The 25,887-nt window shown below is 56.2% G+C and carries 20 protein-coding genes; 12 read left to right on the forward strand and 8 right to left on the reverse strand.

Translation table 11 applies throughout. From position 1 onward, the window contains the following. Window positions 1-2 precede the first annotated feature (2 nt). From IM314_RS00915 to IM314_RS00925, 3 genes are all read left to right on the forward strand, one after another. Entirely contained in the window at window positions 3-1,022 is a 1,020-nt protein-coding gene (locus IM314_RS00915; RefSeq protein ID WP_193358303.1) for a Zn-dependent oxidoreductase, read from the forward strand. 73 nt (window positions 1,023-1,095) lie between these two features. Beyond that, window positions 1,096-2,463 (forward strand): MFS transporter, encoded by a 1,368-nt coding sequence (locus tag IM314_RS00920; RefSeq protein ID WP_041910211.1) that lies wholly within the window; start codon window positions 1,096-1,098, stop codon window positions 2,461-2,463. A gap of 221 nt (window positions 2,464-2,684) precedes the next feature. Further along, window positions 2,685-4,148, forward strand: coding sequence for a mannitol dehydrogenase family protein (locus IM314_RS00925; protein WP_193358302.1), 1,464 nt, complete (start codon window positions 2,685-2,687; stop codon window positions 4,146-4,148). A 43-nt stretch (window positions 4,149-4,191) separates the two neighbouring features. Here IM314_RS00925 and ydfZ read toward each other — a convergent pair whose 3' ends face one another. Then, a complete protein-coding gene (ydfZ, locus tag IM314_RS00930; RefSeq protein ID WP_193358301.1) occupies window positions 4,192-4,395 on the reverse strand; it encodes a putative selenium delivery protein YdfZ in 204 nt (67 codons plus the stop codon). Window positions 4,396-4,683: 288 nt separating this feature from the next. On the opposite strand from ydfZ, the gene IM314_RS00935 reads away from it, so the two are divergent. Beyond that, entirely contained in the window at window positions 4,684-5,115 is a 432-nt protein-coding gene (locus IM314_RS00935; protein WP_041910207.1) for a universal stress protein, read from the forward strand. A gap of 33 nt (window positions 5,116-5,148) precedes the next feature. On the opposite strand, the gene IM314_RS00940 is transcribed toward IM314_RS00935, so the two are convergent. After that, window positions 5,149-5,835 carry a GntR family transcriptional regulator gene (locus IM314_RS00940; RefSeq protein WP_193358300.1) on the reverse strand — a complete coding sequence of 229 codons (687 nt, stop codon included), beginning with the start codon at window positions 5,833-5,835 and terminating at the stop codon, window positions 5,149-5,151. Between the two features lie 91 nt (window positions 5,836-5,926). Beyond that, on the reverse strand, window positions 5,927-6,673 hold the full coding sequence (gene ydfG / locus IM314_RS00945) for a bifunctional NADP-dependent 3-hydroxy acid dehydrogenase/3-hydroxypropionate dehydrogenase YdfG (RefSeq protein ID WP_028013011.1): 747 nt from the start codon (window positions 6,671-6,673) through the stop codon (window positions 5,927-5,929). Between the two features lie 142 nt (window positions 6,674-6,815). On the opposite strand from ydfG, the gene dcp reads away from it, so the two are divergent. The 3 genes from dcp to IM314_RS00960 all read left to right on the forward strand — a co-directional run bounded on the left by dcp (window position 6,816) and on the right by IM314_RS00960 (window position 12,437). Continuing rightward, window positions 6,816-8,849, forward strand: a complete 2,034-nt coding sequence (dcp, locus tag IM314_RS00950) for a peptidyl-dipeptidase Dcp (protein WP_193358299.1) — start codon at window positions 6,816-6,818, stop codon at window positions 8,847-8,849. 409 nt (window positions 8,850-9,258) lie between these two features. Then, window positions 9,259-10,806: a methyl-accepting chemotaxis protein gene (locus tag IM314_RS00955; protein WP_193358298.1), complete on the forward strand. Its 1,548-nt coding sequence runs from the start codon at window positions 9,259-9,261 to the stop codon at window positions 10,804-10,806. A gap of 425 nt (window positions 10,807-11,231) precedes the next feature. Next, window positions 11,232-12,437: an MFS transporter gene (locus IM314_RS00960; protein ID WP_193358297.1), complete on the forward strand. Its 1,206-nt coding sequence runs from the start codon at window positions 11,232-11,234 to the stop codon at window positions 12,435-12,437. A gap of 18 nt (window positions 12,438-12,455) precedes the next feature. Here IM314_RS00960 and IM314_RS00965 read toward each other — a convergent pair whose 3' ends face one another. Beyond that, window positions 12,456-13,445, reverse strand: a complete 990-nt coding sequence (locus tag IM314_RS00965) for a 2-hydroxyacid dehydrogenase (RefSeq protein ID WP_028013015.1) — start codon at window positions 13,443-13,445, stop codon at window positions 12,456-12,458. Between the two features lie 325 nt (window positions 13,446-13,770). Between IM314_RS00965 and IM314_RS00970 the strand changes: the two genes are divergently transcribed. The 4 genes from IM314_RS00970 to IM314_RS00985 all read left to right on the forward strand — a co-directional run bounded on the left by IM314_RS00970 (window position 13,771) and on the right by IM314_RS00985 (window position 17,456). Then, window positions 13,771-14,094, forward strand: coding sequence for a hypothetical protein (locus IM314_RS00970; RefSeq protein ID WP_047365301.1), 324 nt, complete (start codon window positions 13,771-13,773; stop codon window positions 14,092-14,094). A 215-nt stretch (window positions 14,095-14,309) separates the two neighbouring features. Continuing rightward, complete coding sequence (locus IM314_RS00975; protein ID WP_193358296.1) at window positions 14,310-16,949, forward strand: YdbH family protein; 2,640 nt, start codon at window positions 14,310-14,312, stop codon at window positions 16,947-16,949. Continuing rightward, window positions 16,946-17,131, forward strand: coding sequence for a YnbE family lipoprotein (locus tag IM314_RS00980; RefSeq protein ID WP_028013019.1), 186 nt, complete (start codon window positions 16,946-16,948; stop codon window positions 17,129-17,131). The genes IM314_RS00975 and IM314_RS00980 overlap by 4 nt, the downstream gene beginning before the upstream one ends. 7 nt (window positions 17,132-17,138) lie before the next feature. Beyond that, a complete protein-coding gene (locus tag IM314_RS00985; protein ID WP_028013020.1) occupies window positions 17,139-17,456 on the forward strand; it encodes a YdbL family protein in 318 nt (105 codons plus the stop codon). Here the strand turns inward: IM314_RS00985 and feaR are convergent, their stop codons facing one another. Next, complete coding sequence (gene feaR, locus IM314_RS00990; RefSeq protein WP_193358360.1) at window positions 17,457-18,365, reverse strand: transcriptional regulator FeaR; 909 nt, start codon at window positions 18,363-18,365, stop codon at window positions 17,457-17,459. A gap of 241 nt (window positions 18,366-18,606) precedes the next feature. Between feaR and IM314_RS00995 the strand changes: the two genes are divergently transcribed. After that, complete coding sequence (locus IM314_RS00995; protein WP_193358295.1) at window positions 18,607-20,106, forward strand: aldehyde dehydrogenase family protein; 1,500 nt, start codon at window positions 18,607-18,609, stop codon at window positions 20,104-20,106. Between the two features lie 40 nt (window positions 20,107-20,146). Here the strand turns inward: IM314_RS00995 and IM314_RS01000 are convergent, their stop codons facing one another. The 3 genes from IM314_RS01000 to tynA all read right to left on the reverse strand — a co-directional run bounded on the left by IM314_RS01000 (window position 20,147) and on the right by tynA (window position 25,737). Continuing rightward, on the reverse strand, window positions 20,147-21,253 hold the full coding sequence (locus IM314_RS01000) for a GGDEF domain-containing protein (protein WP_047365295.1): 1,107 nt from the start codon (window positions 21,251-21,253) through the stop codon (window positions 20,147-20,149). A 73-nt stretch (window positions 21,254-21,326) separates the two neighbouring features. Further along, complete coding sequence (locus tag IM314_RS01005) at window positions 21,327-23,297, reverse strand: alkyl/aryl-sulfatase (protein ID WP_193358294.1); 1,971 nt, start codon at window positions 23,295-23,297, stop codon at window positions 21,327-21,329. Between the two features lie 163 nt (window positions 23,298-23,460). Continuing rightward, window positions 23,461-25,737: a primary-amine oxidase gene (gene tynA, locus IM314_RS01010; RefSeq protein WP_193358293.1), complete on the reverse strand. Its 2,277-nt coding sequence runs from the start codon at window positions 25,735-25,737 to the stop codon at window positions 23,461-23,463. Window positions 25,738-25,887 lie beyond the last annotated feature (150 nt).

Below are 25,887 nucleotides of genomic sequence, written 5' to 3' on the forward strand. Positions count from 1 at the left end.
CGATGAAAAGCGTAGTGATTCAACAGCCGAACCAGCTGGTAATTGAAGAGCGTCCCCGCCCGGAGCCAGGCGCAGGGGAAGTCCGCGTCAAAATCAAGCTGGCCGGGATCTGCGGGTCGGACAGCCACATCTACCGCGGGCATAATCCGTTTGCAAAATATCCGCGCGTGATCGGCCACGAGTTCTTCGGCGTGATTGACGCTGTGGGCGAGGGCGTAGAACCGTCCCGGTTAGGGGAGCGCGTTTCGGTGGATCCGGTGATCAGCTGCGGGCACTGCTACCCGTGCTCCGTCGGCAAGCCTAACGTCTGCACCTCGCTGGTGGTGCTGGGCGTCCACCGCGACGGCGGATTCAGCGAATATGCCGCCGTGCCCGCTAAAAATGCCTGGCGCATCCCGGATGCGATCCCGGATAAACACGCCGTGATGGTTGAACCTTTCACCATTGCCGCCAACGTGACGGGGCAGGCTAGCCCTACCGAACAGGACGTTGCGCTGATCTACGGCGCAGGGCCGATGGGACTGGTCACCGTACAGGCGCTGAAGGGCGTCTACAACGTGAAGCAGGTAATCGTCGTCGACAGAATCAATGAGCGTCTGGCCATGGCCCAGCGCAGCGGCGCGGACTGGGTCTTTAATAACGGCGAAACGTCGCTGCAGGCCGCGCTGGACGAAAAAGGCATCAAGCCGACGCTGATTATTGATGCCGCCTGTCATCCGTCGATTTTGCAGGAGGCGGTCATCCTGGCTTCCCCGGCGGCGCGCATCGTGCTGATGGGCTTCTCCAGCGAGCCGAGCCAGATAGTCCAGCAGGGGATTACCGGTAAAGAGCTGGCGATCTTCTCCTCGCGCCTCAATGCCAACAAATTCCCGGTCGTCATCGACTGGCTTGAAAAAGGGCTGATCGACCCGGAAAAACTGATCACCCATACCTTTGACTATCACCATGTAACAGACGCCATCGAACTGTTTGAAAAAGACCAGCGGCAGTGCTGCAAGGTTTTACTGACGTTCGGGCAATAACCCTACACGCGGTTAAGAGCCCGCGAAGACGGGCTCTCAGTGGTACGCATCTTACCTTTTAGAGATAGCCATTATGACGCAAGCACAACCTCAAAGAACCACCTCAGATCTGGTGAAAGCCGCCGTCTCCGGCTGGCTGGGCACCGCGCTGGAGTTTATGGATTTCCAGCTCTACTCGCTGGGGGCGGCGCTGGTATTTCATGAAATCTTCTTCCCGGAACAGTCGGCCGCGATGGCGCTGATTCTGGCGATGGGAACCTACGGCGCGGGCTACATCGCGCGTATCGTCGGGGCATTTATCTTCGGCAGAATGGGCGACAGCATTGGTCGTAAAAAGGTGCTGTTTATCACCATCACCATGATGGGGATCTGCACCACGCTGATTGGCGTGCTGCCGACCTACGCGCAGATCGGCATTTTTGCGCCCGTACTGCTGGTGACGCTGCGTATCATTCAGGGGCTGGGCGCCGGGGCGGAGATCTCCGGGGCCGGGACCATGCTGGCGGAGTACGCCCCGAAAGGGAAACGCGGCATCATCTCCTCGCTGGTGGCGATGGGGACTAACTGCGGGACGCTGAGCGCCACGGCGATCTGGGCCATTATGTTCTTCGCCCTCGATCGTGAACAGCTGCTCGCCTGGGGCTGGCGCGTGCCGTTCCTTGCCAGCGTCGTGGTGATGATCTTTGCCATCTGGCTGCGAATGAACCTCAAGGAGAGCCCGGTCTTTGAGAAAGTAAACGATGCAGAAACCGTGCAGCCGGACACCTCGCTGGGTTCAATGGTGAAAAGTAAATCCTTCTGGCTGGCGACCGGCCTGCGTTTCGGTCAGGCGGGCAACTCGGGGCTGATCCAGACCTTCCTCGCGGGCTATCTGGTCCAGACGCTGCTGTTCGATAAAGCGATTCCCACCGACGCGTTGATGATAAGTTCCATTCTTGGGTTTATCTCCATCCCGCTGCTGGGCTGGCTTTCCGATAAAGTGGGGCGCAGGCTGCCGTACATTATCCTCAATATCTCCGCCATTATTCTGGCGTACCCGATGCTGTCGATTATCGTCGATAAGAGCTACGCGCCGGGGACAATCATGCTCTCGATCATCGTTATCCATAATTTCGCCGTGCTGGGGCTGTTTGCGCTGGAAAATATCACCATGGCGGAGATGTTTGGCTCGCGAAATCGCTTTACCCGTATGGCTATCTCCAAGGAGGCGGGAGGTCTGGTGGCGGTGGGCTTTGGCCCGGTACTGGCGGGGATTTTCTGCAATATGACGGGTTCCTGGTGGCCGATTGTAGCCATGCTGGTGGCCTATTCCGTGATTGGGCTGGTTTCGGCGTTCCTGATGCCGGAAGTCCGCGACCGCGACCTCAGCGCGGCTGAAGATGCCGCGGAGGCCGCGCCGAAAGAGCGCGTGGGTTACGGCGCGTTCTCCACGCGACGCTAGTGGTTTATATCTTTCGTGACTTATCACACAACTTTTTGTTTATGTCACACCACCTGAGCAAAAGTTAATATAAATCAAAAACTCAAACGGCAGTATCAGTATGGTTGATGGCAGTAATTTTTTACCCCGACTGCCATTCTAGTTGGTGTAGTCAGCAGGCGCTGCCGCTCTGGACTGGGGGCGGCAGCGATCCACAGCTTTCTAATTAGCGAGTCTTAATCATGGAAAACACCTTATTACAGGCCAACGCGACGCTGCCTCAGTACGATCGCGACAGCCTTAAAGCACGCATTGTACATTTAGGCTTCGGCGCATTTCACCGCGCGCATCAGGCGGTGTATGCGGACATCCTCGCGGCTGAACACGGCAGCGACTGGGGCTACTGTGAGGTTAACCTGATTGGCGGCGAGCAGCAGATTGCCGACCTGAAGGCGCAGGATAACCTCTACACCGTAGCGGAAATGTCTGCCGATGGCTGGACGTCCCGCGTGGTGGGCGTGGTCAAAAAGGCCCTGCACGCGCAGGTCGACGGGCTGGAAAGCGTGCTGGCGGCAATGTGTGAACCGCAGGTGGCGATTGTCTCGCTGACCATCACCGAAAAAGGCTACTGCCACTCTCCGGCAACCGGGCAACTGATGCTCGATCATCCTTTCATCGTTGCCGACCTGCAAAACCCGCATCAGCCGAAATCCGCGCCGGGCGTGGTGGTGGAAGCGCTGGCGCGCCGTAAAGCGGCGGGGCTGCCCGCGTTTAGCGTGATGTCCTGCGACAACATGCCGGAGAACGGTCACGTGATGCGCAACGTAACCTGCGCGTACGCCCGGGCGGTAGACGGCGAGCTGGCGGACTGGATCGAGGCTAACGTCACCTTCCCGTCAACCATGGTGGACCGCATCGTACCGGCGGTCACATCCGATACGCTGGATAAAATCGCGCAGCTGACCGGCGTACGCGATCCGGCGGCGGTGGCCTGCGAGCCGTTCCGCCAGTGGGTTATCGAGGATAACTTTGTGGCCGGGCGTCCGGAATGGGAAAAAGCCGGAGCCGAACTGGTTTCAGATGTGATCCCGTTTGAAGAGATGAAGCTACGCATGCTCAACGGCAGCCACTCTTTCCTGGCGTACCTCGGCTATCTGGCCGGTTATCAGCACATCAATGAGTGTATGGAAGACGAACACTATCGCGTCGCCGCGCACGCGCTGATGCTCAACGAGCAGGCGCCGACTCTGAAAGTGAAGGGCGTCGATTTAGAACGCTACGCTGACCTGCTGATCGCCCGTTACAGTAACCCGGCCCTGCGCCACCGTACCTGGCAAATTGCGATGGACGGCAGCCAGAAGCTTCCGCAGCGGATGCTGGATCCCGCGCGCTGGCACCTGGTGCACCAGACGCCTTTCCCACTGCTGGCGCTGGGCGTGGCTGGGTGGATGCGCTATGTCGGCGGCGTGGACGAGCAGGGTAACGCTATCGACGTGAGCGATCCGCAGCTGGCGGTGATTCAGGCGGCGGTGAAGGGAAGTGCCGAAGGGGAAAACCGCGTTAACGCGCTGCTCGGCATTGAGGCCATTTTTGGGAAAGAGTTGCCGCGAGAAAAAGCCTTCACAGATGCCGTGATGAGCGCGTATCAGACGCTGCTGCAGAAGGGGGCTAAGACCACGGTGGCGGAGTACGTGTCGCACCTGTAATTCAACACATGCCGCCGTTCGCGGCGGCATGTCGGCGCACAATTTAGTGCATACCCAGACGAATCAGTTCAATTGGTTCGAACTTACCTTCGCATCCTTCCACTTCCACCGTTTTGCCACGGCGCACCTGCGCGGCATCCAGCCCGTTGCTGTGGATCGCCTTAATCACGCCGGTTTTGCCGGTGCCGCTAATCATGACGCGGCTGCCGGTGGTGATTGCATTGCGGTTACGGTCGTATGTCATCATGGTATTTTCTCCTCTCTAAACTATCCGTTACGGCGCTATTTCAGGTTTTGCCGTTCACGGGGCACTATAAATACGCCTGTCTGCCAGTCATGTTTTTGTTTTTGATCAAACTCACACTTTTTTCTTTATTACATGGGGCGTTGACGCTTCACGACGGCAATTTACAAAGCAGACCGTTATTTTCACTTATTGATAGTTTCTACGGGGAAGCGTTGAGGATTGGTTTATATTCCCGATGCCATTCTGGTTGCAGGAAATAACCCTTCATCGGAATAAGGAGTCAGGCTTATGTATAAGAAGATTTTGATGCCTGTTGACGTGTTTGAAATGGATTTAAGCGATAAAGCGGTTCGCCACGCGGCTAACCTCGCGAAGGCCGAGGGCGCGTCGATTACCCTGGTCAATATTCTGCCTGCCAGCAGCCGGTCTCTGCTGCGCGGATTCAACGCCGATATTAAAAAGTTTGAAGAGTATATGAGCGCAGAATCCGGGAAGAAAATGAACGAGTTAAAACGACTGTTCGATATCTCCCCGGAGAATATTCACACTCTGGTTCGTTTTGGCAGCGTCCGCGATGAAATTATCAAGCTGAGCAAAGAAGGGGAATATGACGTGATTGTCATCGGGTCAAAAAATCCGGGCATCACCACCCATCTGCTGGGGTCAAATGCGGAATCTATTCTGCGCTACGCCACAATTCCGGTGTTAGTCGTTCGCTAATTACGGCGCCGCCCGCGAAAGGGGCGGCAAATATCACTCTTCGCTAAACCACTCGCTATTTTCCTGACGAATAAGCTGCACGGATTCGCCTATCTCCTGCAGATGCAGGGTCATCGCTTTTTCCACGCTGTCCGGGTCGCGTTTTTCCAGCGCGCTGAAAATATCGTGATGCTGGCGGAGCAGCATTTCCGGCGGGGAGACGTGATCGAGGCTCATGTAACGCACCCGGTCAATGGTGGCCTTGATGTTCTCAATGGTATCCCAGGCCAACTGGCAGTCTGCAATTTGCGCCAGCTTCTGGTGAAACTCATCATCAAGCTGGAAGAAATCGTTGAGCTGTTTACGGTCAATCGCAATGCGCTGCTGATGCAGGTTTTGCTCCAGCAGGTAACACTGGTTGTCATTAATGAGCGTCGCGGCACGGCGCACCACCGCGCATTCAATTGCCTGGCGTACGAAACAGCCGTTGCGCACCTGTGAGAGTGAAATTTTGTTCACGTAGCTGCCGCGCTGCGGGCGGATCTGAATCAGGCCGTTCTCCGCAAGCTTAATAAACGCTTCACGCACCGGCTGACGGGACACGTCAAAACGCACGGAGATCTCTTTTTCAGAAAGCGGCGTTCCCGGTGGGATCAGGCAATGGACAATATCACGTCGCAAAATGCGATAGATTTGCTGGTTTACGGGCTGGGTGGGATTGAGTTGCGATTCAGCGGCCATGAGTTGTCATTTCTCAGAGAGTTAGCCCGAACATACTACCATTCTTTTATGACCCGAAACAGACCCGGCCCGCGGGCCGGGAAGGGCTTATTTAGCCACGATGGACGCTAAGTCCGGCAAAACTCTGGCTGACCGGCATCATTTCCACGGTATTGATGTTGACGTGTTTTGGCAGCGTTGCGACCCACCAGACCGTTTCGGTGACGTCTTCCGGCGTCAGGGCGTTGGCGTTTTCGTAGGTTTTATCCGCTTTCGCGTCATCACCCTTGAAGCGCACGTTGGAGAATTCGGTGCCGCCTACCAGCCCCGGCTCGATATCGGTGACGCGAATGGCGGTGCCGTGCAGATCGGTGCGCAGGTTCAGGCTGAACTGGCGCACAAACGCTTTGGTCGCGCCGTAGACATTACCGCCCGCGTAAGGCCAGCTCCCGGCGGTAGAACCGATGTTGATAATGTGGCCGCGGTTGCGCTCGACCATGCCCGGCAGCACCGCGCGGGTCATGTACACCAGCCCTTTGTTGTTGGTGTCGATCATGTTTTCCCAGTCTTCAACGCTGGCTTTGTGGGCAGGCTCCATGCCCAGCGCCAGACCGGCGTTGTTGACCAGCACGTCGATGGCGCGCCACTCTGCCGGCAGGCTGGCAATCATCTCTTCAATGGCCGCACGGTTACGCACGTCCAGCTGCGCGGTCAGGATGCTGTCACCTAAATCGTCCTTCAGCTCCTGCAGGCGCTCCTGACGACGGCCCGTTGCAATCACCTTATGCCCGTTGGCGACGAAGCGACGCGTGATGCTTTCACCAAAACCTGCCGTTGCCCCGGTAACTAAAATAATCATCTCACTGTTCCTCAACGCTTTTTGTGTGGTACTAACATAGCACGCCCGCAGAGGGTGCGTTAAGGCAACATTTGTATGACGGCGTTGCAGGCGATGGCGGCCTGGCCTACTCTGGGAAGATATTCGTTCGGAGGAGTGAAAGATGACGGCCACCAACCCCTTTTTTGACATCAGCCTGCTGCCTTACCAGGCCCCCCATTTTGATACCATCAAAGACGAGCATTATCGTCCGGCCTTCGATGAAGCGCTTCGCCAGAAGCGGGCGGACATAGAGGCGATAGTCTCTCACACCGCTGCGCCAGACTTCACTAACACCGTGCTGGCGCTGGAGAAAAGCGGCGTGATGCTCGCGCGCGTCAGCAGCGTTTTCTTCGCCATGACCTCCGCGCACACCAATGCGTACCTGCAGGAACTGGAGGAGCAGCTCTCCACCGAACTTGCCGCGCTGGCGAACGACATCTGGCTGAACGACACCCTTTTCGCCCGCGTCGAGAGCGTCTGGCAGGACCGCGCCGCGCTGGATGCCGAATCCCGTCGGCTGGTCGAGGAGACGTACCAGCGCTTTATTCTGGCCGGCGCACGCCTGAATGAAGCGGAAAAAGCCGAGCTGAAGGCGTTGAATACCGAGGCCGCGTCCCTGACCAGCCAGTTTAACCAGCGACTGCTGGCCGCAAACAACGCGGGCGGGCTGGTGGTGGATTACGCGCACCAGCTTGAAGGCCTGAGCGCCGAAGAGATTGCCGCCGCGGCGCAGGCCGCCGCGGAAAAAGGGCTTAACGACCGCTGGCTGATCCCGCTCCTGAATACGACACAGCAGCCTGCGCTAGCCGCGCTGCGCAATCGGCAGACGCGCGAAAACCTGTTCAACGCCGGCTGGACGCGCACCCAGAAAGGGGATGAAAACGACACCCGCACGCTAATCCTGCGCCTTACGGCGCTGCGGGAGCGCCAGGCCCGTCTGCTCGGCTTTGAGGATTACGCCAGCTGGAGCATCGCCGACCAGATGGCGAAAACCCCGGCCGCCGCGCTGGAATTTATGCGCGGCATTGTGCCTGCCGCCCGCGCCCGCGCGGAACGCGAGCAGGCCGATATTCAGAAGGTCATCGACGACGAGCAGGGTGGCTTCACCGTGCAGGCCTGGGACTGGGCCTTTTATGCCGAGCGCGTGCGCCAGGCGAAATACGCCCTCGATGAATCGCAGATTCGACCCTATTTTGCGCTCAATACCGTTTTACAGGACGGTGTATTCTGGGCGGCCAGCCAGCTGTTTGGCATTCGTTTTGTGGAGCGTTTCGACATTCCGGTTTATCACCCTGACGTCCGCGTATGGGAAATTTTTGACCACACCGGTGAGGGCATGGCGCTGTTTTACGGCGACTTCTTCGCCCGCGACTCCAAGCAGGGCGGGGCCTGGATGGGCAATTTCGTCGAGCAGTCCTTTGAGTTTGCTGCCCGCCCGGTGATTTACAACGTCTGCAACTACCAAAAGCCGGGTAACGGCGGCGTCGCGCTTCTCTCCTGGGATGACGTGATAACCCTGTTCCACGAGTTTGGCCATACCCTGCACGGTCTGTTTGCCAGCCAGCGCTTCGCCACGCTGTCCGGTACCAATACGCCGCGTGATTTCGTTGAATTCCCGTCGCAAATCAATGAGCACTGGGCCAGCCATCCTCAGGTGTTTAGCCACTATGCCCGTCATTACGAAACCGGTGACCCCATGCCGGACGCGCTGCGGGAAAGCATGCTCAACGCGACCCATTTCAACAAGGGTTATGACATGACGGAACTGCTGAGTGCGGCGCTGCTGGACATGAACTGGCACGGCATCAGCGAGGCCGTGTCGAGCGTTGAAGAATTCGAAGCCGCGGCGTTGAAAAAAGAGGGGCTGGATCTGCCCGCTGTACCGCCGCGCTATCGCAGCAGCTACTTTGCCCATATCTTCGGCGGCGGCTACGCGGCGGGGTACTACGCCTACCTGTGGACACAAATGCTGGCGGACGATGGCTATCAGTGGTTTGTCGAACAGGGTGGATTGACGCGTGAAAACGGGCAGAAATTCCGCGAGGCGATTTTGTCTCGCGGCAACAGCGCTGATTTAGCCGAACTTTATCGAAACTGGCGCGGACACGATCCGAAGATTGAACCGATGCTGGAGAATCGCGGGTTGAGCGCATAAAGTCACTTTTAGCTAAGAAGATAACCGGGCCCCGCGCCCGGTTTTTTTATAGGTCTGAAAGTCCGAAAATGGTCAAAAAAAGAACTGAAATTTACATTTATTAATAGTTTGAAATATATTTATATTAAATGTGCTTAAATTTAGGCGCTTTTACCAATCTCAATTTTATAATGCTCGCAAGTTTATTTAATTATTTATGCTGACTGGTACATGGCCGTTTATTGCATATAAGAATCATCGCAAAAAGATGTTTATTATATTTTTATCTCAGCCTAAAGTATTAATTCTCTCTGCCGATTAGCATGGGTGTGGTCGTGGTGGAAACCCATTTCCATTAACCACAAAAAATAAGCCGTTATTAAAATTCATCTCCAGAAGATGAACCTATGCTAATTATTAAGGAAGAGTCATGTTTAAAAATCTCAACATCGGCACCCGGCTTACCATAGCATTTGGCGCAATTGTGGTTTTAATGTCCGTCGTCTGCGGGCTGCTCTATTTGAGCTTTGACAGAGTGACGGCCGTCAGCAAGCTCAACGTTCATAGCTATAAAGTGGTCGATAACCTTCGCTCCGTAACCGAAAACCTGATCAACATGGAAACCGGCATTCGCGGTTTTGCGCTCACCGGCAATGAGGACGTTCTTCAACCCTTCACGCAGGGGGATGAGAGGTTTAAAAGCAAAGTTGACGAAATTGCAGGGCTTACGCGTGATAACCCGTCGCAGCAGCAAAAATTAACCACCCTCTCCAGGCTTGAAGAAGAATGGAAAAGATCATTTGCACTGCCGTTAATCCAGCGAAGAGAGAGCGTATCCCGCGGGGGGGAAGATATGGATGCGTTCATCAGTAGCCTGGAGCGTAATACCGGAAAAGAGCAAATGGACGCCATGCGGGGTGTTATTCAGCAAGCGCTGAACGACGAGTACCGCATTATGGCTGAACGTCAAACCCGACTGGCTGAAGAACGCTTCCGTACGCGCATGATGATAATCCTGGGAATGATTGCGGCGGTTGTCACCGCGCTGCTGACGGGCATTTTGCTGTCGCGCAGTATTCTCCGACCGCTAAAGCAGGCCGTGAATACGGCGAACACCATTGCCGCTGGCGATCTCACCTCAACCATACGTATTACCCGGATGGATGAAACCGGCACGCTGCTTGCGGCTCTGGACAACATGCAGACCCAGTTGAAAACCCTTGTCACGGAAATCAAAGAGGCCGCGACGTCGGTGGATCTGGCTGCCGGTGAGATCGAGCAGGGTAATATGGAGTTATCGTCTCGTACCGAGGAGCAGGCGGCGGCGTTGCAGCAGACTGCCGCCAGCATGGAACAGTTGACGATGACCGTTCGGAACAATACCGAGGTCGCGGAGCATACGGCAACGTCAGCAAGAAAGACGGAAGCACTGGCACGTGAAGGTGAGTCTGCCGTGGGCGAAATGAGCGAAACGATGCAGAATATCTCGGCTAACGCCCTGAAGATAAAGGAAATCACCAGCGTTATAGAAGGGATTGCTTTCCAGACTAATATTCTGGCGCTGAATGCGGCGGTCGAGGCTGCACGTGCCGGCGAGCATGGTCGTGGCTTCGCCGTGGTGGCGACGGAAGTCAGAAATCTCGCTCAGCGCAGCGCAACGGCGTCCAAAGAAATTGGGGCGCTGATTGAGCATGCCGTTGAGGATGTCGATAACGGTGTGTCGGTGGCATCCAGAACGGCAGAGACGATTTTGCGGGCTGCGAGCAACGTGGCTACGCTTGCTGAAACTATGGACAGTCTTTCAATGGCCTCGGTTGAGCAAATGCAGGGCATCATGCAAATCAGCGCTGCTGTCACCCAGATGGATGGCGTGACGCAGGGTAATGCGGCGCTCGTTGAGCAGTCCGCAGCGGCATCGCAGGCGCTGACCGAGCAGTCCAGGGCACTGAAGCAGATGACGGAAAACTTTGCTATTTGAGCAGCAAAAGCATAATCAAAAGGTAAAGCTCCGGCGTTTTAAACGCGAATCTTAATCAAACCAGCAACGGGGGCGCTAATAAAAAGGGGCGTCCCCGTGAATAATGAAGAAAATAGCCGAGCGTCAGTGACAATTTAAAAATACTGACTACGATTTCGTAAAACGAAAATTTAAAAGGAGTTTCTGATGGCGATTGCTGTGGTGACAGTTTTACTCTTCCTGTTGATGTTCCCGGCGGCTATTCACATTTTGCTACAGCTCGTTGGAGGCTGGTGTGACGCGTAGCCTCCCCGGTTAATCCGGTCTTTTGGGCCGTCATCTGATTTTCAATAAGCAGCGCTACGCTACATTTTAAACTTTATTGTACGAGCGTCTGGACGCGGGTCATCGCGAAACGCGAGCCGGATAATTTACAGGCAGGAAGTATGTCTCTTCGTTCGCTGCGGGCGTTATGCCTGACATGTTTTTTCATTGCGGATGTCCGTGATGGCCTTGGTCCTTTTCTCGGTATCTTTCTGACAGAACGCCACTGGAGCCCCGATGATATCGGCATCCTGATGACTGCCGGTGGGCTGGCGGGATTGCTGGCTACGCTCCCGGCGGGGGTAATTACTGACACTTCGCGGAACAAACGCGCCGTGCTGGCGCTGCTCTGCACTTTGATCACCCTGAGTACGCTGCTGCTCTGGTTTAGCCAGCAGACCAACGTTGTTGCCGTCTCACAAATGGTCACCGGCATCTGCGCGGCGTTTGTCGGGCCGCTCATCGCCGGGATTACGCTGGGCCTGACCGGCCAGCGCGGGTTCAGCGCGCAGATGGGCAAAAATGAGGCGTTTAATCACGGCGGCAATTTTGTCACCGCAGTGATAGCAGGCGGCATTGCCTGGTACTGGGGCGTCGGGGGGATTTTCCTGCTGATGACCTGCACGACGCTGCTGACGCTCTGCGCGCTGCTTGCCATCCGCAACGGGGACATTGATAACGATGCGGCGCGAGGGCTTTCATCCTCAGGTAGCGTTCCTGTCCCCGGCTTCGCGGTGCTGATTAAAAACCGGGCGCTGTTTGTGACCGGACTGACGCTACTGCTGTTCCACCTGGCGAATGCCGCACTGCTGCCGATGCTGAGCATGAGGGTGGCCGCGGCACCCGCCTCGATCAACCCTGGCCTGTACGCGGCAGGCACCGTCATCATCTCGCAGGCGGTGATGATCCCCGTTGCCATCTGGGTTGCAGGCCGAATAGAACGCTACGGCTACTGGCGCTTAATTATGCTGGCGCTGCTGGTTATGCCGGTGCGCGCGGCGCTGGCGGCATCGACCGACGCGCCGTTAATGATGATCCCGGTACAAATTCTCGACGGTCTCGCCGCCGGGATCCTGGGTGTCGTCGTACCGTCGTTTATTGTGGTGCTGCTGCGCGGAAGCGGGCACGTTAATGCCGGGCAGAGTGTGGTGATGCTGATGCAGGGAGTGGGGGCAGCCATGAGCCCGGCGTTAACCGGCACTATCGCCGGTCATTACTCGTTTGCGACGGCATTCAGTGTCCTGAGCGCGATTGCGCTGGCCGCCGTCCTGCTCTGGTGGCGCGTTGCTCACCGAAGCTGGGAAACAAACGCGCCGGATGAGGCTTAGCCCCACCCGGCGTCGCAGTTAAGCCAGTTCGTTAGGGCACGGTTCACCCTTTTCTAACTGCTGAAGATTCCCCAGCGTGGTTTCCGAAATGCTGATCAGCGCTTCGGCGGTCAGAAACGCCTGGTGTCCGGTAAACAGCACGTTATGGCAGGCTGAGAGGCGACGGAACACGTCGTCCTGGATGACGTCATTAGACTTGTCCTCAAAGAACAGATCGCGCTCGTTCTCATACACGTCCATCCCCAGCGCGCCAATCTTCTGGGTTTTCAGCGCTTCGATAGCGGCCTGAGAATCCACCAGACCGCCGCGGCTGGTGTTGATGATCATCACGCCGTCTTTCATCTGGTCAAACGCCGCCTGGTTAAGCAGGTGGTAGTTTTCCGGCGTCAGCGGGCAGTGCAGGGAGATCACGTCGGACTGCGAGAACAGCGTCGGCAGGTCGACGTACTCCACGCCCAGATCCAGCGCAGCGGCGCTCGGGTACGGATCGAATGCCAGCAGACGCATGCCGAAGCCTTTCAGAATGCGCAGGGCAGCCACGCCAATTTTACCGGTGCCGATCACGCCCGCGGTTTTGCCGTACATGGTAAAGCCGGTCAGCCCTTCCAGCGAGAAGTTGGCGTCACGCGTACGCTGATAAGCGCGGTGAATACGACGGTTGAGCGACATCATCATGCCAATCGCATGTTCTGCTACCGCTTCCGGGGAGTACGCCGGGACGCGAACCACCTTCAGACCCAGCTCTTTTGCCGCGTCGAGATCCACGTTGTTGAAGCCGGCGCAGCGCAGGGCGATATACTTCACTCCCTGCTTTTTCAACTCTTCCAGCACCGGACGACTGCCGTCATCGTTAACAAAAATGCAGACGCCTTCACAGCCGTGCGCCGTTTTGGCGGTTTTTTCGGACAGCAGAAAGTCGAAAAATTCAAGCTCAAACCCGTAAGCTTCGTTAACATGTTGCAGATACTTTTTGTCGTACTGCTTTGTGCTATATACCGCGAGTTTCATAAGACTTTCTCCAGTGATTTTGCATTCACGTTAGCATGATTAAAATTATCTTACAATTTCTAAAATATTATTGAATTCAATAAGTTCTATCAATTATTCTAGAGCATATATACACCCTAACTCCATGATATTCTTAGTACGAGAAATCTTCGGCGCGACTCGGTTCAAATCAGGTTGGGCAAAACGGAGTGGGTAACGGGTGCGAAAAACGCATATCGGTATTACTTGAAAGAATGGCAATAGGGTATGAAAACTGCAATCCTTCCGGATGTGATGGGACGATATTAGGAACCGGATGAGTTTCTGAAAAGAGGGAGAATGATGCATGTCGCAACAAGTGGAGTTATCCTTATCTGCGCCGATGTTGCCTGTTTTATACTATTTTATAGCATCTATTGCGGTTTTCTTCTTACTGTTGATTGGAAAACTCAAGGTCAATAGGCTCCGTAAATATCCATTGTTCATTGCCTATACGCTGTTTGTGATAGCGATTGCAGCCATCCAGATTAATGTTTTTGCCAACGGCTATGAGTTTGTTCGCGGTTTTTTACATATCGATTTTGATCCATGGCGGTACGATTCAGTGTATTGGGGGTCGTTGATATTCGCCATGCTCTACCTATTGGCAATGCCCAGGAACAGGTATTAGTTACGCAGTGTTTTCCCGTTTTTAAGTCTGAGATAATGCGTAACCCACTGAATCTAAAATGTGTTCTTTAGGTTACGCATAGCAAAAAGTTTTCTCATACTCTTTACAGCATCTATCCTTTATCTTGGGGTTAACTTCAACTCAACCGCCAAACATGCGACAATATTCGGCATTGCCGGCTTAATTCTTTCGAAAAATCAGGACATTAACTGCCCATGAAGGGTAAATACAAAGCCGCCATTGCGGTTTTACTGCTGTTGATTTTGGTGCCGCTGACGCTGCTGATGACGCTCGCCCAGTGGGTGCCGACGCTCGCCGGGATCTGGCTCCCCGTCGGGACGCGCATTGCTTTCGAAGAAAGCCCAAAACTGACTCGCCACGCGCTGGTGATCCCCGATCTTCGCTATCTGGTGGAAGACTGCGAAATTGCCCGCATCGATAACGTGACGCTGTCACATCCGAGCCGCTGGAAACTGGATATCGGTGCGCTGGATCTTAACACCGTCTGCCTGAGCAAAATTCCCCAGTCTGCACCCTCAACGGTCGCCCCCAAAACGCTGGCCCAGTGGCAGGCTGTGTTGCCCAATACCTGGCTCACCATTCACCGTCTGACGCTCTCGCCCTGGCAGCAGTGGCAGGGCGAGCTCAATGCGTCACTGACGCCCTCCAGCCAGGAGATCGCTTACAGAGGCGAACAGGTCAGCATCAAAGGCACGCTTCGCGGCCAGACGCTCTCGGTCAGCCAGTTCGATGTTCAGCTCCCTGACCAGCCGCAGCCGATTAAGCTGGTGGGCGAGTTCACTTTGCCGCTGGTGCCGGACGGCGTGCCGGTGAAAGGCCACGCGGTCGCGACCTTTAACGTGCCACAGTTAACGTCTCTGGTCGATGCCGATCTCGACTGGGAAGACAATCAGGGACAGCTGGTGGTGATGGCGCGGGATAACCCCGATCCGCTTCTCGACCTGCCGTGGCAGATCACGGCGGAACAGCTGAACATCAGCGACGGGCGCTGGAACTGGGATCTTTCGGGTATGCCGCTGAGCGGGCGGGTGTCCCTTCGCGCCGACAACTGGCAGCAGGGGCTGGAGAAAGCCACCCTGACCGGACGACTGAACGTGTTGACGCAAGGCGATGCGGGTAAAGGTAACGCGGTACTGAACATTGGGCCCGGCAGGCTCAGCATGGAAAACAGCAACATGCCGCTGCATCTGAGCGGCGAGGCGAAGCAAAACGATCTCATTCTTTACGCCAAATTGCCCGCCACACTGACCGGCAGCCTGTATGAACCGCAGCTTGCTTTTGAGCCCGGCGCGCTGCTCCGCTCGCGCGGGCGCATTATTGACTCACTCGATATCGATGAAATCCGCTGGCCGCTGGCGGGCGTGAAGCTCACCCAGAAGGGCGTGGACGGGCGTCTGCAGGCTATTCTGCGTGCCCATGAAAACGAGATGGGCGGTTTTGAACTTCACCTGGACGGTCAGGCCAACGACTTTTTACCTGATAAAGGCCTGTGGCAGTGGCGCTACTGGGGAAAAGGCGGCTTTACGCCGATGCATGCCCGCTGGGATGTCGCCGGGAAAGGCGAGTGGCGCGACAACCTTATTGAGTTGACGGCGCTCTCCACCGGTTTTGACAAGCTTCAGTACGGCACCATGGAGGTCAGCAAGCCGCGGCTGGTGCTGGATCGGCCTGTACGCTGGCTGCGCGATGCCGAAAAACCCGCATTCAGCGGCGCGCTGTCGCTGAATGCCGGGCAAACCCGGTTCTCCGGCGGCAGCGTGTTGCCGCCCTCGGTCCTGACCTTCAGCGTCGACGGTACCGACCCGACTGTTTTTCAGTTTAAGGGCGACCTCCATGCGGACAACATCGGCCCGGTACAGGTGAACGGACGCTGGGATGGCGTGCGCCTTCGCGGGCAGGCCTGGTGGCCGAAACAGTCGCTCACCGTCTTCCAGCCACTGGTTCCGCCGGACTGGAAAATGACGCTGCGTGACGGTGAACTCTATGCGCAGGTTGCCTTCTCGGCGGCCCCCGATCAGGGCTTTGAGGCGGGCGGACACGGCGTGCTGAAATCCGGCAGCGCCTGGATGCCGGACAACCAGATCAACGGCGTCGATTTTGTGCTGCCGTTTCGCTTCAGCGAGGGGACCTGGTCCCTGGGCACGCGCGGCCCGGTCACGTTGCGCATTGGCGAAGTGGAAAACCTGGTGACCGCGCGCAACATTACCGCGGACCTGCAGGGGAATTACCCCTGGACGGAGGACAACCCGCTGCTGCTCACCAACGTTAAGGTAGAAACGCTCGGCGGGAAGATCACCATGCAGCAACTGCGGATGCCGCAGCACGATCCGGCTCTGCTGCGCGTGGACAATATCTCCTCAAGCGAGCTGATCAGCGCCGTCAACCCGAAGCAGTTTACCCTGTCGGGCCCGGTGAGCGGGGCGCTGCCGTTCTGGCTGGACAATGAAAAATGGATCATTAAAGATGGCTGGCTGACCAACCCGGGGCCAATGACGCTGCGCATCGACAAAGATACGGCAGACGCCATCGTGAAGGATAATATGGTCGCGGGCGCAGCGATTAACTGGCTCCGCTACATGGAAATTTCGCAGTCGTGGACGAGAATCAATTTAGATAACCTGGGTGAATTAACCATGCAGGCGACCATCAAGGGGACCAGCCGCGTGGACGGCAAAAGCAGCTCCGTCAATTTGAACTACACCCATGACGAGAATGTCTTTACCCTGTGGCGCAGCCTGCGTTTTGGCGACAACCTGCAAACCTGGTTTGAGCAACACGCGGCGATTCCCGGTCTCCGCAGTTCGACTGGCAAGGAAAGTGAGGAACAACAATGAAAAAGATGGCTGGTGCGCTCACCGTTGCCGCGCTACTGACCGGCTGTACGCCGCGCATTGAAGTCGCTGCGCCAAAGGAGCCGATTACCATCAATATGAATGTCAAAATCGAACACGAGATCCACATCAAGGTCGATAAAGACGTTGAAGCCCTGCTGAAATCGCGCAGCGATCTGTTCTGAGGATGCCATGAAACGATTAGCGTTGATTTTACTGGCCCTGAGTATAAACGTGCAGGCGGCTGCGCTGACCTTAAACGATGCCCGCGCGCAGGGGCGCGTGGGGGAAACCCTGAGCGGCTATCTTGCTCCGATCCAACAGGATGCCGAAACGCTGGAGCTGGTGAATCGCATTAACGCAGCGCGCACGGAGAGCTATCAGAAGCTGGCCGACAGCAATAATTTGCCGGTTGATGAAGTGGCGAAAATGGCGGGGCAAAAGCTGGTGGCCCGCGCGCAGCCGGGCGAGTACGTGAAGGGCATTAACGGTAAGTGGCTGAAAAAATAGCTAGCGGTAGCGCTTGCGGTATTCACCCGGCGATACGCCAAAACGCTGCTTAAAGGCCGTTGAAAAGTGGCTATGGTCGGTGAATCCCCAGCTGTAGCCAATGCCCGCCAGCTTTTCATCGTCGCCGGTTGACTGCAATTCCTGCGCGCAGAGATCCAGACGACGGTTTTTAATGTACTGCGCCACCACCAGCCCCTTCTCGGCAAACATGCGGTAGAGGCTGCGTACGGACATTCCGCTCTCGGCGGCAATCCATTCCGGACGCAGCGATTCAGACTGAATATGGTCATCAATCAGCGCCACAACGTGCTGAAACTGGCGCTCCTTGCGCGGCTGAATCACGTCGCGCTGCTGGAACGCGGGGCGCAGCAGGCAGACCATCGCCTCAAGCGCCGCTTCACTCTCCCGGTCACTCAGGTCGCGGTTGTTCATACTTTCCATCAGCAGGCGATGGCTTAGCTGGACCGTGGGTAAGGTGCGGGAAAGGGCGAGCGCGCAGCTTATCTCCTGAAAGCGGCACTGCTGTTCGATAATCTGACGGGGAACCAGCAGCGAAATCTGGCGGGACTTTTCCTGCCAGTTGATCGAGCAGGGACGAGAGGCGTCAATCAGCGTGATATCCCCGGTTTTGAGCACCGCGCGACGCTCATCCTGCTCAATTTCCGCACTCCCTTCGAGCTGAAACACGGTATAGAACCAGGCATCGTTACTCTGCTTAATCTCATGACGGGAGCGGAACAGGTTAACGCCGCCTGCGGTGACGGTACTGAGCTTCAGGCTGCGCGCATAGCTGGTCTCCAGCTCGCCGTAGAACTTTCCCTCGGTGGGCTGGGCGTTAAAACGCCCGCAAACCTGGTTAATCTGCGCCAGCCACTGCTGATACTGTTCCTGCTCGCTTGCACACGCCATCGTTTCTCTCGCTGCACCGTCAACGTTTTCGCATTGTTGCATTTGTGTTGCATTTTGTCAGAGCTATGAGGCTGACTATAGGAAAGAACACTCACCGGTAACAGCGATATAAGCGGCGATTATCGCGATTTGCGGCACCTGTCACAGGTGGCAAAGCGAATGTCACAGAGACAAAAGCGAGAATGCAAAACCCCACATAGACTGGATGAACACCCTGCGAAGAATAACGAAGGAGTATCCTATGTCTGAATCACAGGTGGCTGTTCTGCCTGCCGTGCAGCAGTTTTTAGACCGACACCACGGCCTGTGGATTGAAGGGCGTCAGGCCGCGTCGGACAGCGAAAAACGGCTGAACGTCTACAACCCGGCCACGGGCGAGGTGATTGCCTCGACCGCCGATGCCAGCGTCGATGACGTTGACCGGGCCGTTATGTCCGGCTGGCGCGCCTTTGTCGCCCGCAGCTGGGCCGGAAAATTGCCGGCTGAGCGCGAGCGGATCCTGCTCCATTTCGCCGATCTGGTCGAACAGCACGGCGAGGAGCTGGCCCAGCTTGAAACGCTGGAGCAGGGCAAATCAATTAACATCTCCCGGGCTTTTGAAGTGGGCTGCACCCTCAACTGGATGCGCTATACCGCCGGGCTGACCACCAAAATTGCGGGCAAAACCCTCGATCTTTCCATCCCGCTGCCGCAGGGTGCGCGCTACCAGGCGTGGACGCGTAAGGAGCCGGTTGGTGTGGTGGCCGGGATTGTGCCCTGGAACTTCCCGCTGATGATCGGGATGTGGAAAGTGATGCCAGCGCTGGCCGCGGGCTGCTCTATCGTCATTAAGCCGTCTGAAACCACGCCGCTGACCCTGCTGCGCGTGGCGGAGCTGGCCAGCGAAGCGGGCATCCCGGACGGGGTGTTCAACGTAGTAACCGGCAGCGGCGCAGTGTGTGGCGCAGCGCTGACCTCGCACCCGCATATCGCGAAGGTGAGCTTTACCGGCTCAACGGCAACGGGTAAGCAGATTGCCCGCGCGGCGGCGGACACGCTAACCGGGGTGACCCTGGAGCTGGGCGGGAAAAACCCGGCCATCGTGCTGAAGGATGCGGACCCCGCGTGGGTGATAGAAGGATTAATGACCGGCAGCTTCCTGAACCAGGGGCAGGTGTGCGCGGCGAGCTCGCGCATCTACATTGAAGCCCCGCTGTTTGACACGCTGGTGAGCGGGTTCGAACAGGCGGTGAAATCCCTGAGCGTCGGGCCGGGCATGTCGCCGGAGGCGTTTATCAACCCGCTGGTGTCGCGCGCCCACTGCGATAAGGTGCAGACCTTCCTCGACGAAGCGACGTCCCGCAACGCGGAGCTGATCGTCGGTAACCGCGGTCCGGAGGGCAAAGGCTATTACGTGTCGCCTACGCTGGTGGTGAACCCGGATTCCGCGCTGCGGTTAACCCGAGAAGAGGTGTTTGGTCCGGTGGTCAACCTGGTGCGGGTATCCGACGGAGAAGAGGCGCTCCAGCTGGCAAACGACACCGAATATGGCCTGACGGCGAGCGTCTGGACGCAGAATATCAGCAAGGCGCTGGAGTACACCGACCGGCTGCAGGCGGGCACCGTGTGGGTGAACAGCCATACGCTGATTGACGCCAACCTGCCGTTCGGTGGGATGAAGCAGTCCGGCACCGGACGTGATTTTGGCCCGGACTGGCTGGACGGCTGGTGCGAAACCAAGTCGGTTTGCGTGCGGTATTAAAAAACAAGCCGGGTAAGGCGTAGCCGCCACCCGGCTTTATTTACAGCGACCACCGATCCCGTCCGGCCTCTTTCGCCCGGTACAGCGCCGCATCGGCGCGGGCAATAATCTCGGTACCCGCAAGCCCCTCGACCATACCCGCAATCCCCATGCTCACGGTGACACGATCGCTGACGGATGACGCGCTGTGCGGTATCGACTCCGCGCGCAGGCCGTCCTGAATGCGTACCGCAACTTTTTCCGCGATATTTTCCGGGCAGTTAAACAGGATCACCACAAACTCCTCGCCGCCGTAGCGTGACACCACATCGTCGGGCGTTCTCACTGACTGCTTCAATACCCGCGCCACGCGCGTCAGACATTCGTCACCCGCCTGGTGACCGTAGGTGTCGTTGTAGCGTTTGAAATAGTCAATATCCAGCATAATCAGCGAGAACGGTTTCTTCTGCTCAACCGCGTTCTCCAGCACCACCTCCATCTTCCGGCGGTTGGCGGTTGTGGTTAACGGATCCTGATGCGCCAGCGCATCCAGTCGTGAGATCAGCAGCTGGTTTTGCTGGTTACGTCGCCAGGCCTCGTCAAACCAGCTTAAGAGGATGAAGCGCCCGCAGATCAGGATCAGCGAAAAGACGCTCCAGATGATAACGAAGTGAAGATTAAGGCCATCATTCAGTACCCAGCTTGCAATCGGCAAGGTTATCCAGAGCGGGAGCACGAAGGCGAGCAACCCCACAGGGTAAAAGTAGAGGGCCGTTAACCCAGCGAGTAATAAAATAACGCACAGCGGCCAGACGTGGGGCAGCAGTAAATCGGTGATGAACCAGAAGCATGATATCGACCAGATAGCGCTACAGATACACAGCACTACGCTGATACCGGCGATGCGCCGCCAGCCCATAAGGATCAGTGCAGCCGAGAGGATAATAATGCCGAGCATCGAAGCGTCGACCATTTTCATCATATGCGGCAAGTGGGGATAAAGGGGATCGCTGGCGTTAAGCAGAACATGGCGCAGCAGAATCATCACGGCGAAGCTGATGTTGACGAAAGCCAGCCAGGGCAGGTTCATCGCCAGCCCGTGCATAACCATGGCGTGGCGCGTCGGCCAGGTTGCTCGCTCAAGTGTCGGTTTTTTTCTTTTTTCCATTGACGCTGTTTACCCCGTCCAGGGAATAAGTTAAGCAGAAAAGGGCGGACAGGCCGCCCTTACGTATGCATCGTTACGGCGTCACAATGTTAAACCAGAAATCAAATTTATCCATATAACCGAGCATGGTGTCGAGTTTTGCACCGTCGCCGACGATTTTCACATCACCGTTGTCTTGCGCCTGTTTGAGCGTCATCTCTTTGAGGATAATTTTGTTCAGCGTATCGCGGCTAAGGGTGATGGTAGCATCAGCATCTTTTGCCTCGGCGTTCGCCGTATGGTTCAGCACGCCATTTTCCAGTTCCAGCTTATATTTCCCGCCATCATTACCTAGATCAATATTAAACACCGATTTGGCATCGCCCGCTTTTTGTCCGTTGATGTGTACGGCAAGATAATCGAAGAACATCTCCGGGGTCATTGCCCGTACGGTATCCGGGCTGGCGGTATTCGGGGTTGGCCCTTTCACCACGCCATTACGCAACTCCTGCGCTCCGGTCAGATAGAAGTTACGCCACGGGCCGGATTCTGCCTGATAGCCAAGCTGTTCAAGCGCATCCGCTTCCAGGTTGCGTGCAGCCTGGTTGTTCGGATCGGCAAAGACCACTTTGCTCACCACCTGCGCTACCCAGCGGTAATTTCCCTGATCGAAGTCGGTTTTCGCTTTGCTCAGTATGGCATCCGCGCCACCCATATACTCCACGAATTTCTTCGCGGCTTCTTCCGGCGGCAGTTCGTCAAGCGTCGCCGGGTTGCCGTCAAACCAGCCCAGGTAAAGCACGTAGGTGGCTTTCACGTCGTGGCTCACCGAACCGTAATAGCCGCGGTTAGCCCAGGTATGCGCCAGCGAATCCGGGAGCTTGAAGTTAGCAGCGATTTCGTCCCGCGTTAGCCCTTCATTCGCCATACGCAGGGTCTGGTCGTTAATGTAACGATAGAGGTCACGCTGACTTTTCAGCAGGTTGACCACGTTTTCGTTGCCCCAGGTCGGCCAGTGGTGCTGTGCCATGATGATTTCGGCTTTATCACCCCAGCGTACAATCGCCTGGTTGATGTATTTCGACCATGGTAGCGGCTCGCGGATTTTGGCCCCGCGCAGCGAGTAGGTGTTATGCAGGGTGTGGGTCACATCCTCAGCGGATTCAATCAGTTTTTTCTCTTCGATATACCAGAGCATTTCTGACGGTGCTTCGGATCCCGGCGCGAGCATAAAGTCATAGGTCAGGCCGTCTATGACCTCTTTCTGGCCGTCTTTTTCAATGATGTTTGTCGGGGCAATCAGCGTCACTGTCCCGGCGGAGGTGGTGGTCCCGAGACCGGCACCCACCTGGCCTTTAGCATCGGGTTTCAGCAGGTTGCCATACATATAGCTGGCGCGGCGGCTCATCACGTTACCCGCCATGATGTTCTCGGCAACGGCCGCTTCCATAAAACCGGCCGGGGCGTAGATTTTTACCTTGCCGGACTTCACGTCAGCTTCTTCCACCACGCCGCGCACACCGCCATAGTGATCCACGTGGCTGTGGGTATAAATTATGGCGACTACGGGTTTTTTGCCGCGATTTTTAAAATAGAGCTCCATCCCGACTTTCGCCGTTTCTGCCGAAACCAGCGGGTCAACCACGGTAACACCTTCTTTCCCTTCGATGATGGTCATATTCGACAGGTCGAGATTTCGAATCTGATAAACGCCGTCGGTTACTTCAAACAGGCCGCTTATATTAATCAGCTGAGATTGACGCCATAAACTGGGGTTAACAGTCTCTGGAGCTTTATCTCCCTCTTTAATAAACGAATATTGTTGTGGATTCCAGATAACATTTCCTTGCTCCCCTTTGATAATGTCCTGAGGAAGAGGCGCAATAAAGCCTTTATGGGCATTCGTAAAATCGGTGTTATCGGAGAAGGGAAGCTGATTAAACAGGGCGTTATTGACTTGCTGTGTCGCTGCAGTGGCGTCCTTCGGGGCTTCTGCGGCAGCGGAACTGAAGGAAATAACAAGTCCAGCCAGAGCAAGACTCCTGACGATCAAATTGAATTTCATCCTAAAACCTCTCAATGATGTATTACGTCGCTTGTGGAAAATTCGCGTCCTGGCTGAAAGTGATTCGAAATGAAATAAAAAAATGAAGTAGAAATAACTATAATCGGGGAGAGGTATTCAGCAAGTAAATGGATAAAACCGGGCATTGTGCCCGGTACGTTATTTATTTCTGTTCGTCTTTCTTCTTCCCGAGCGTTGGCGTCTCGTCGAAGAAGTTCCACGGTTTAAGCAGGGTATGCACCCATTCCGTCGGCATGATCGGCCACTCTTCCGCGCGTGCGACGTGGGTGGTGCCGGTGGTCATCCAGACCACGTCATCCTGATCGTTGAGCGACTCGTTATCCTTGCTGTACTGGCCCAGACCCGTATCGTGGATGGAGCGGTTAGGGAATTTCCCTTCCGGATACAGCTCGTCCGGGTGGTAACGCGTCACCCACAGCTGTTTATCCATAAAGCTCAGACGATGGTAGATCCACTCGTCCGGGGCAAATTTCGCGCCTGTCGCCACCGGATGGGTACCGCCCGCGTAAGGGATAATCTGGTACGAGACCGGGTTGCCCATGCGGTTCTCCTTGCTGGTGTTGCTCAGCAGTCGGATGGTGCCTGGGTCAAACTTCTGCGCCGCCTGCTGTTCGGTATCAATATCGTACTGATTGACCTGCATGGTGCTGGTGCGCGGGCCGCCGGCGGTATTCGGCTTCACCTCCGGATCCATCGCCACCAGCTTGTTGTTGATGCCGTCCACGTCCATATCAAGACGGAAGTTATAGATGTGCTGGTGCGTGGTGCCCACGATATTATGATCGATCAGCGTGCCGTACTTTGTGTCGTCTTTGGCGGTGGCGTCATGCATGGTTTTCGCCTGCACGCCTTTCACCGCCTCGATACCCGTTGCACCGGCGTCAATGCCGATGGTGCCGTTTTCGTGGAACACCCAGTCGAAGATGTAATCGTAGTTGCCCACGGTACTCACCCAGCGCACCACCAGCTCGCGGCGTTCGGCGCTGACGTTCGGCTTGCCCATCTCCTGATGTTTATATTCTGGCCCCGCGTAGCGTTCGAAAATGGCGATCGCGCGTGGGATCTCCATCGGCGTGCCGGTGTAGTCCGGGATGGTTTCGTTGAGCATCACGGCGTTGGACGGCACGTCTTTACCGCGCACCAGCGGCGAGGTCAGGGTGCCCATGCCGTAGTCGCCGGAGTCGAGATAGGCCTTGAAGTACCAGCCCACGTCCGGATCGCCGTACGGGACAATCATGCCGCCGAGCGATCCCTGATACATCACCTGACGCTTTTTCCCGTTGTCGTTGTAAGTGACGGTCGAAATCATCGGGCCGACGCGGGAATCCAGGCTCAGGTGGAAATCCCAGTTCTGCCAGTGCACCATGTCGCCGGTAATGGTGTAGTTTTTGCCTTCCGGCTCAATGATGTCGAGCGGCTTTTTCGGCGTCTCGACACGGTCGCGGCCGTCATAGGGGCGCGGAGTCATCGGAACCGGCACAACGGCACCTTCTTCAATCTTCTGAATTTTTTTCTGCTCAAGATCGACCACGGCCACGAGGTTCTCGATCGGGTGGGCCCAGTAGTTGCCGTCGCCGACGTCCAGATAGCTCACCACCTTAAGCAGGCGATCTTCCTGCTTCAGGCCGTCTTTACCGTCGAAGTAGCCGACGGTAAGCGGCGTGGTGATCACTTTTTTCGGGTCGGTGATGCCGTGTTTTTTAAGCACCTCGGCAAACTCCGAGCTCTCGTTAATGATCTGCTGAACCGCGGTGAAATCATCCAGCAGCACCATGCCGTGCGCGTCCTTCACCGGCTCCCAGAGCAGGATTTTTTTATCCTTCAGGTCCACTACGCTTTCGATAACGTGCTTGCCGTCGAGCATGACGATCTTTGCCTGGCGAGGGGCGTCCACTGCCGTACCGTTGAGCACAAAGTCCCACACTTTGGCTTTCTCTGGTTCCGCAAGGGCGATCTGGGTAAAGCGGGTATTGGGTTTAAAATCCGCAGAGGCTTTCACAACCCCGACAGCCTGCTTAATTTCGTCCGCCGTCAGCGCGTTTAGCGGGTGAGGGCGTTTTTCAACCTGGAAGGTCTGGTCAAGACCAGACTGGAAAACATCGTTGATGAAGGTCTCTGAGATAAAGGCTTTTTTGTCCTTCATCACTACCGGCACTTCAAGCTTGAGGGGGTGACCGTTGACGATGGCCGTCTTTGCGCCCGGTTTGACCTTCACGAAGGCGCCGTCTTTCGCAATGGTGAACATCTGTGCGTAATCATCCCACTGAACGTCCGCGCCAAAATCCTGCAGTGTTTTGTCCATCGGGACCATATGCGCCTCGCTGCCGTGGGCGAAAGCAGGGGATTGCCAGGCGCAACAGAGCGCAACGGCCATAGCCAGTGCCGTTCTACGGGCAGAAAAAGAAGAATTGCTTCCCATCGTAGACCTCATCTTGTTGTGTTTTTAGGGTTTATTGTGTTGTGACAGCCTTATCCTGACAGGCGCCTGAGAAAAGCGTTTGCCTGCATCTGCCAGGTTATTTGTTGGTCTTGCCAGGTTAAAAAAGGCGCTGAGATAAATCACAGGTCG

This window comes from Enterobacter cloacae complex sp. P42RS, assembly GCF_014930595.1.
Taxonomy (GTDB): Bacteria; Pseudomonadota; Gammaproteobacteria; order Enterobacterales; family Enterobacteriaceae; genus Enterobacter; species Enterobacter bugandensis.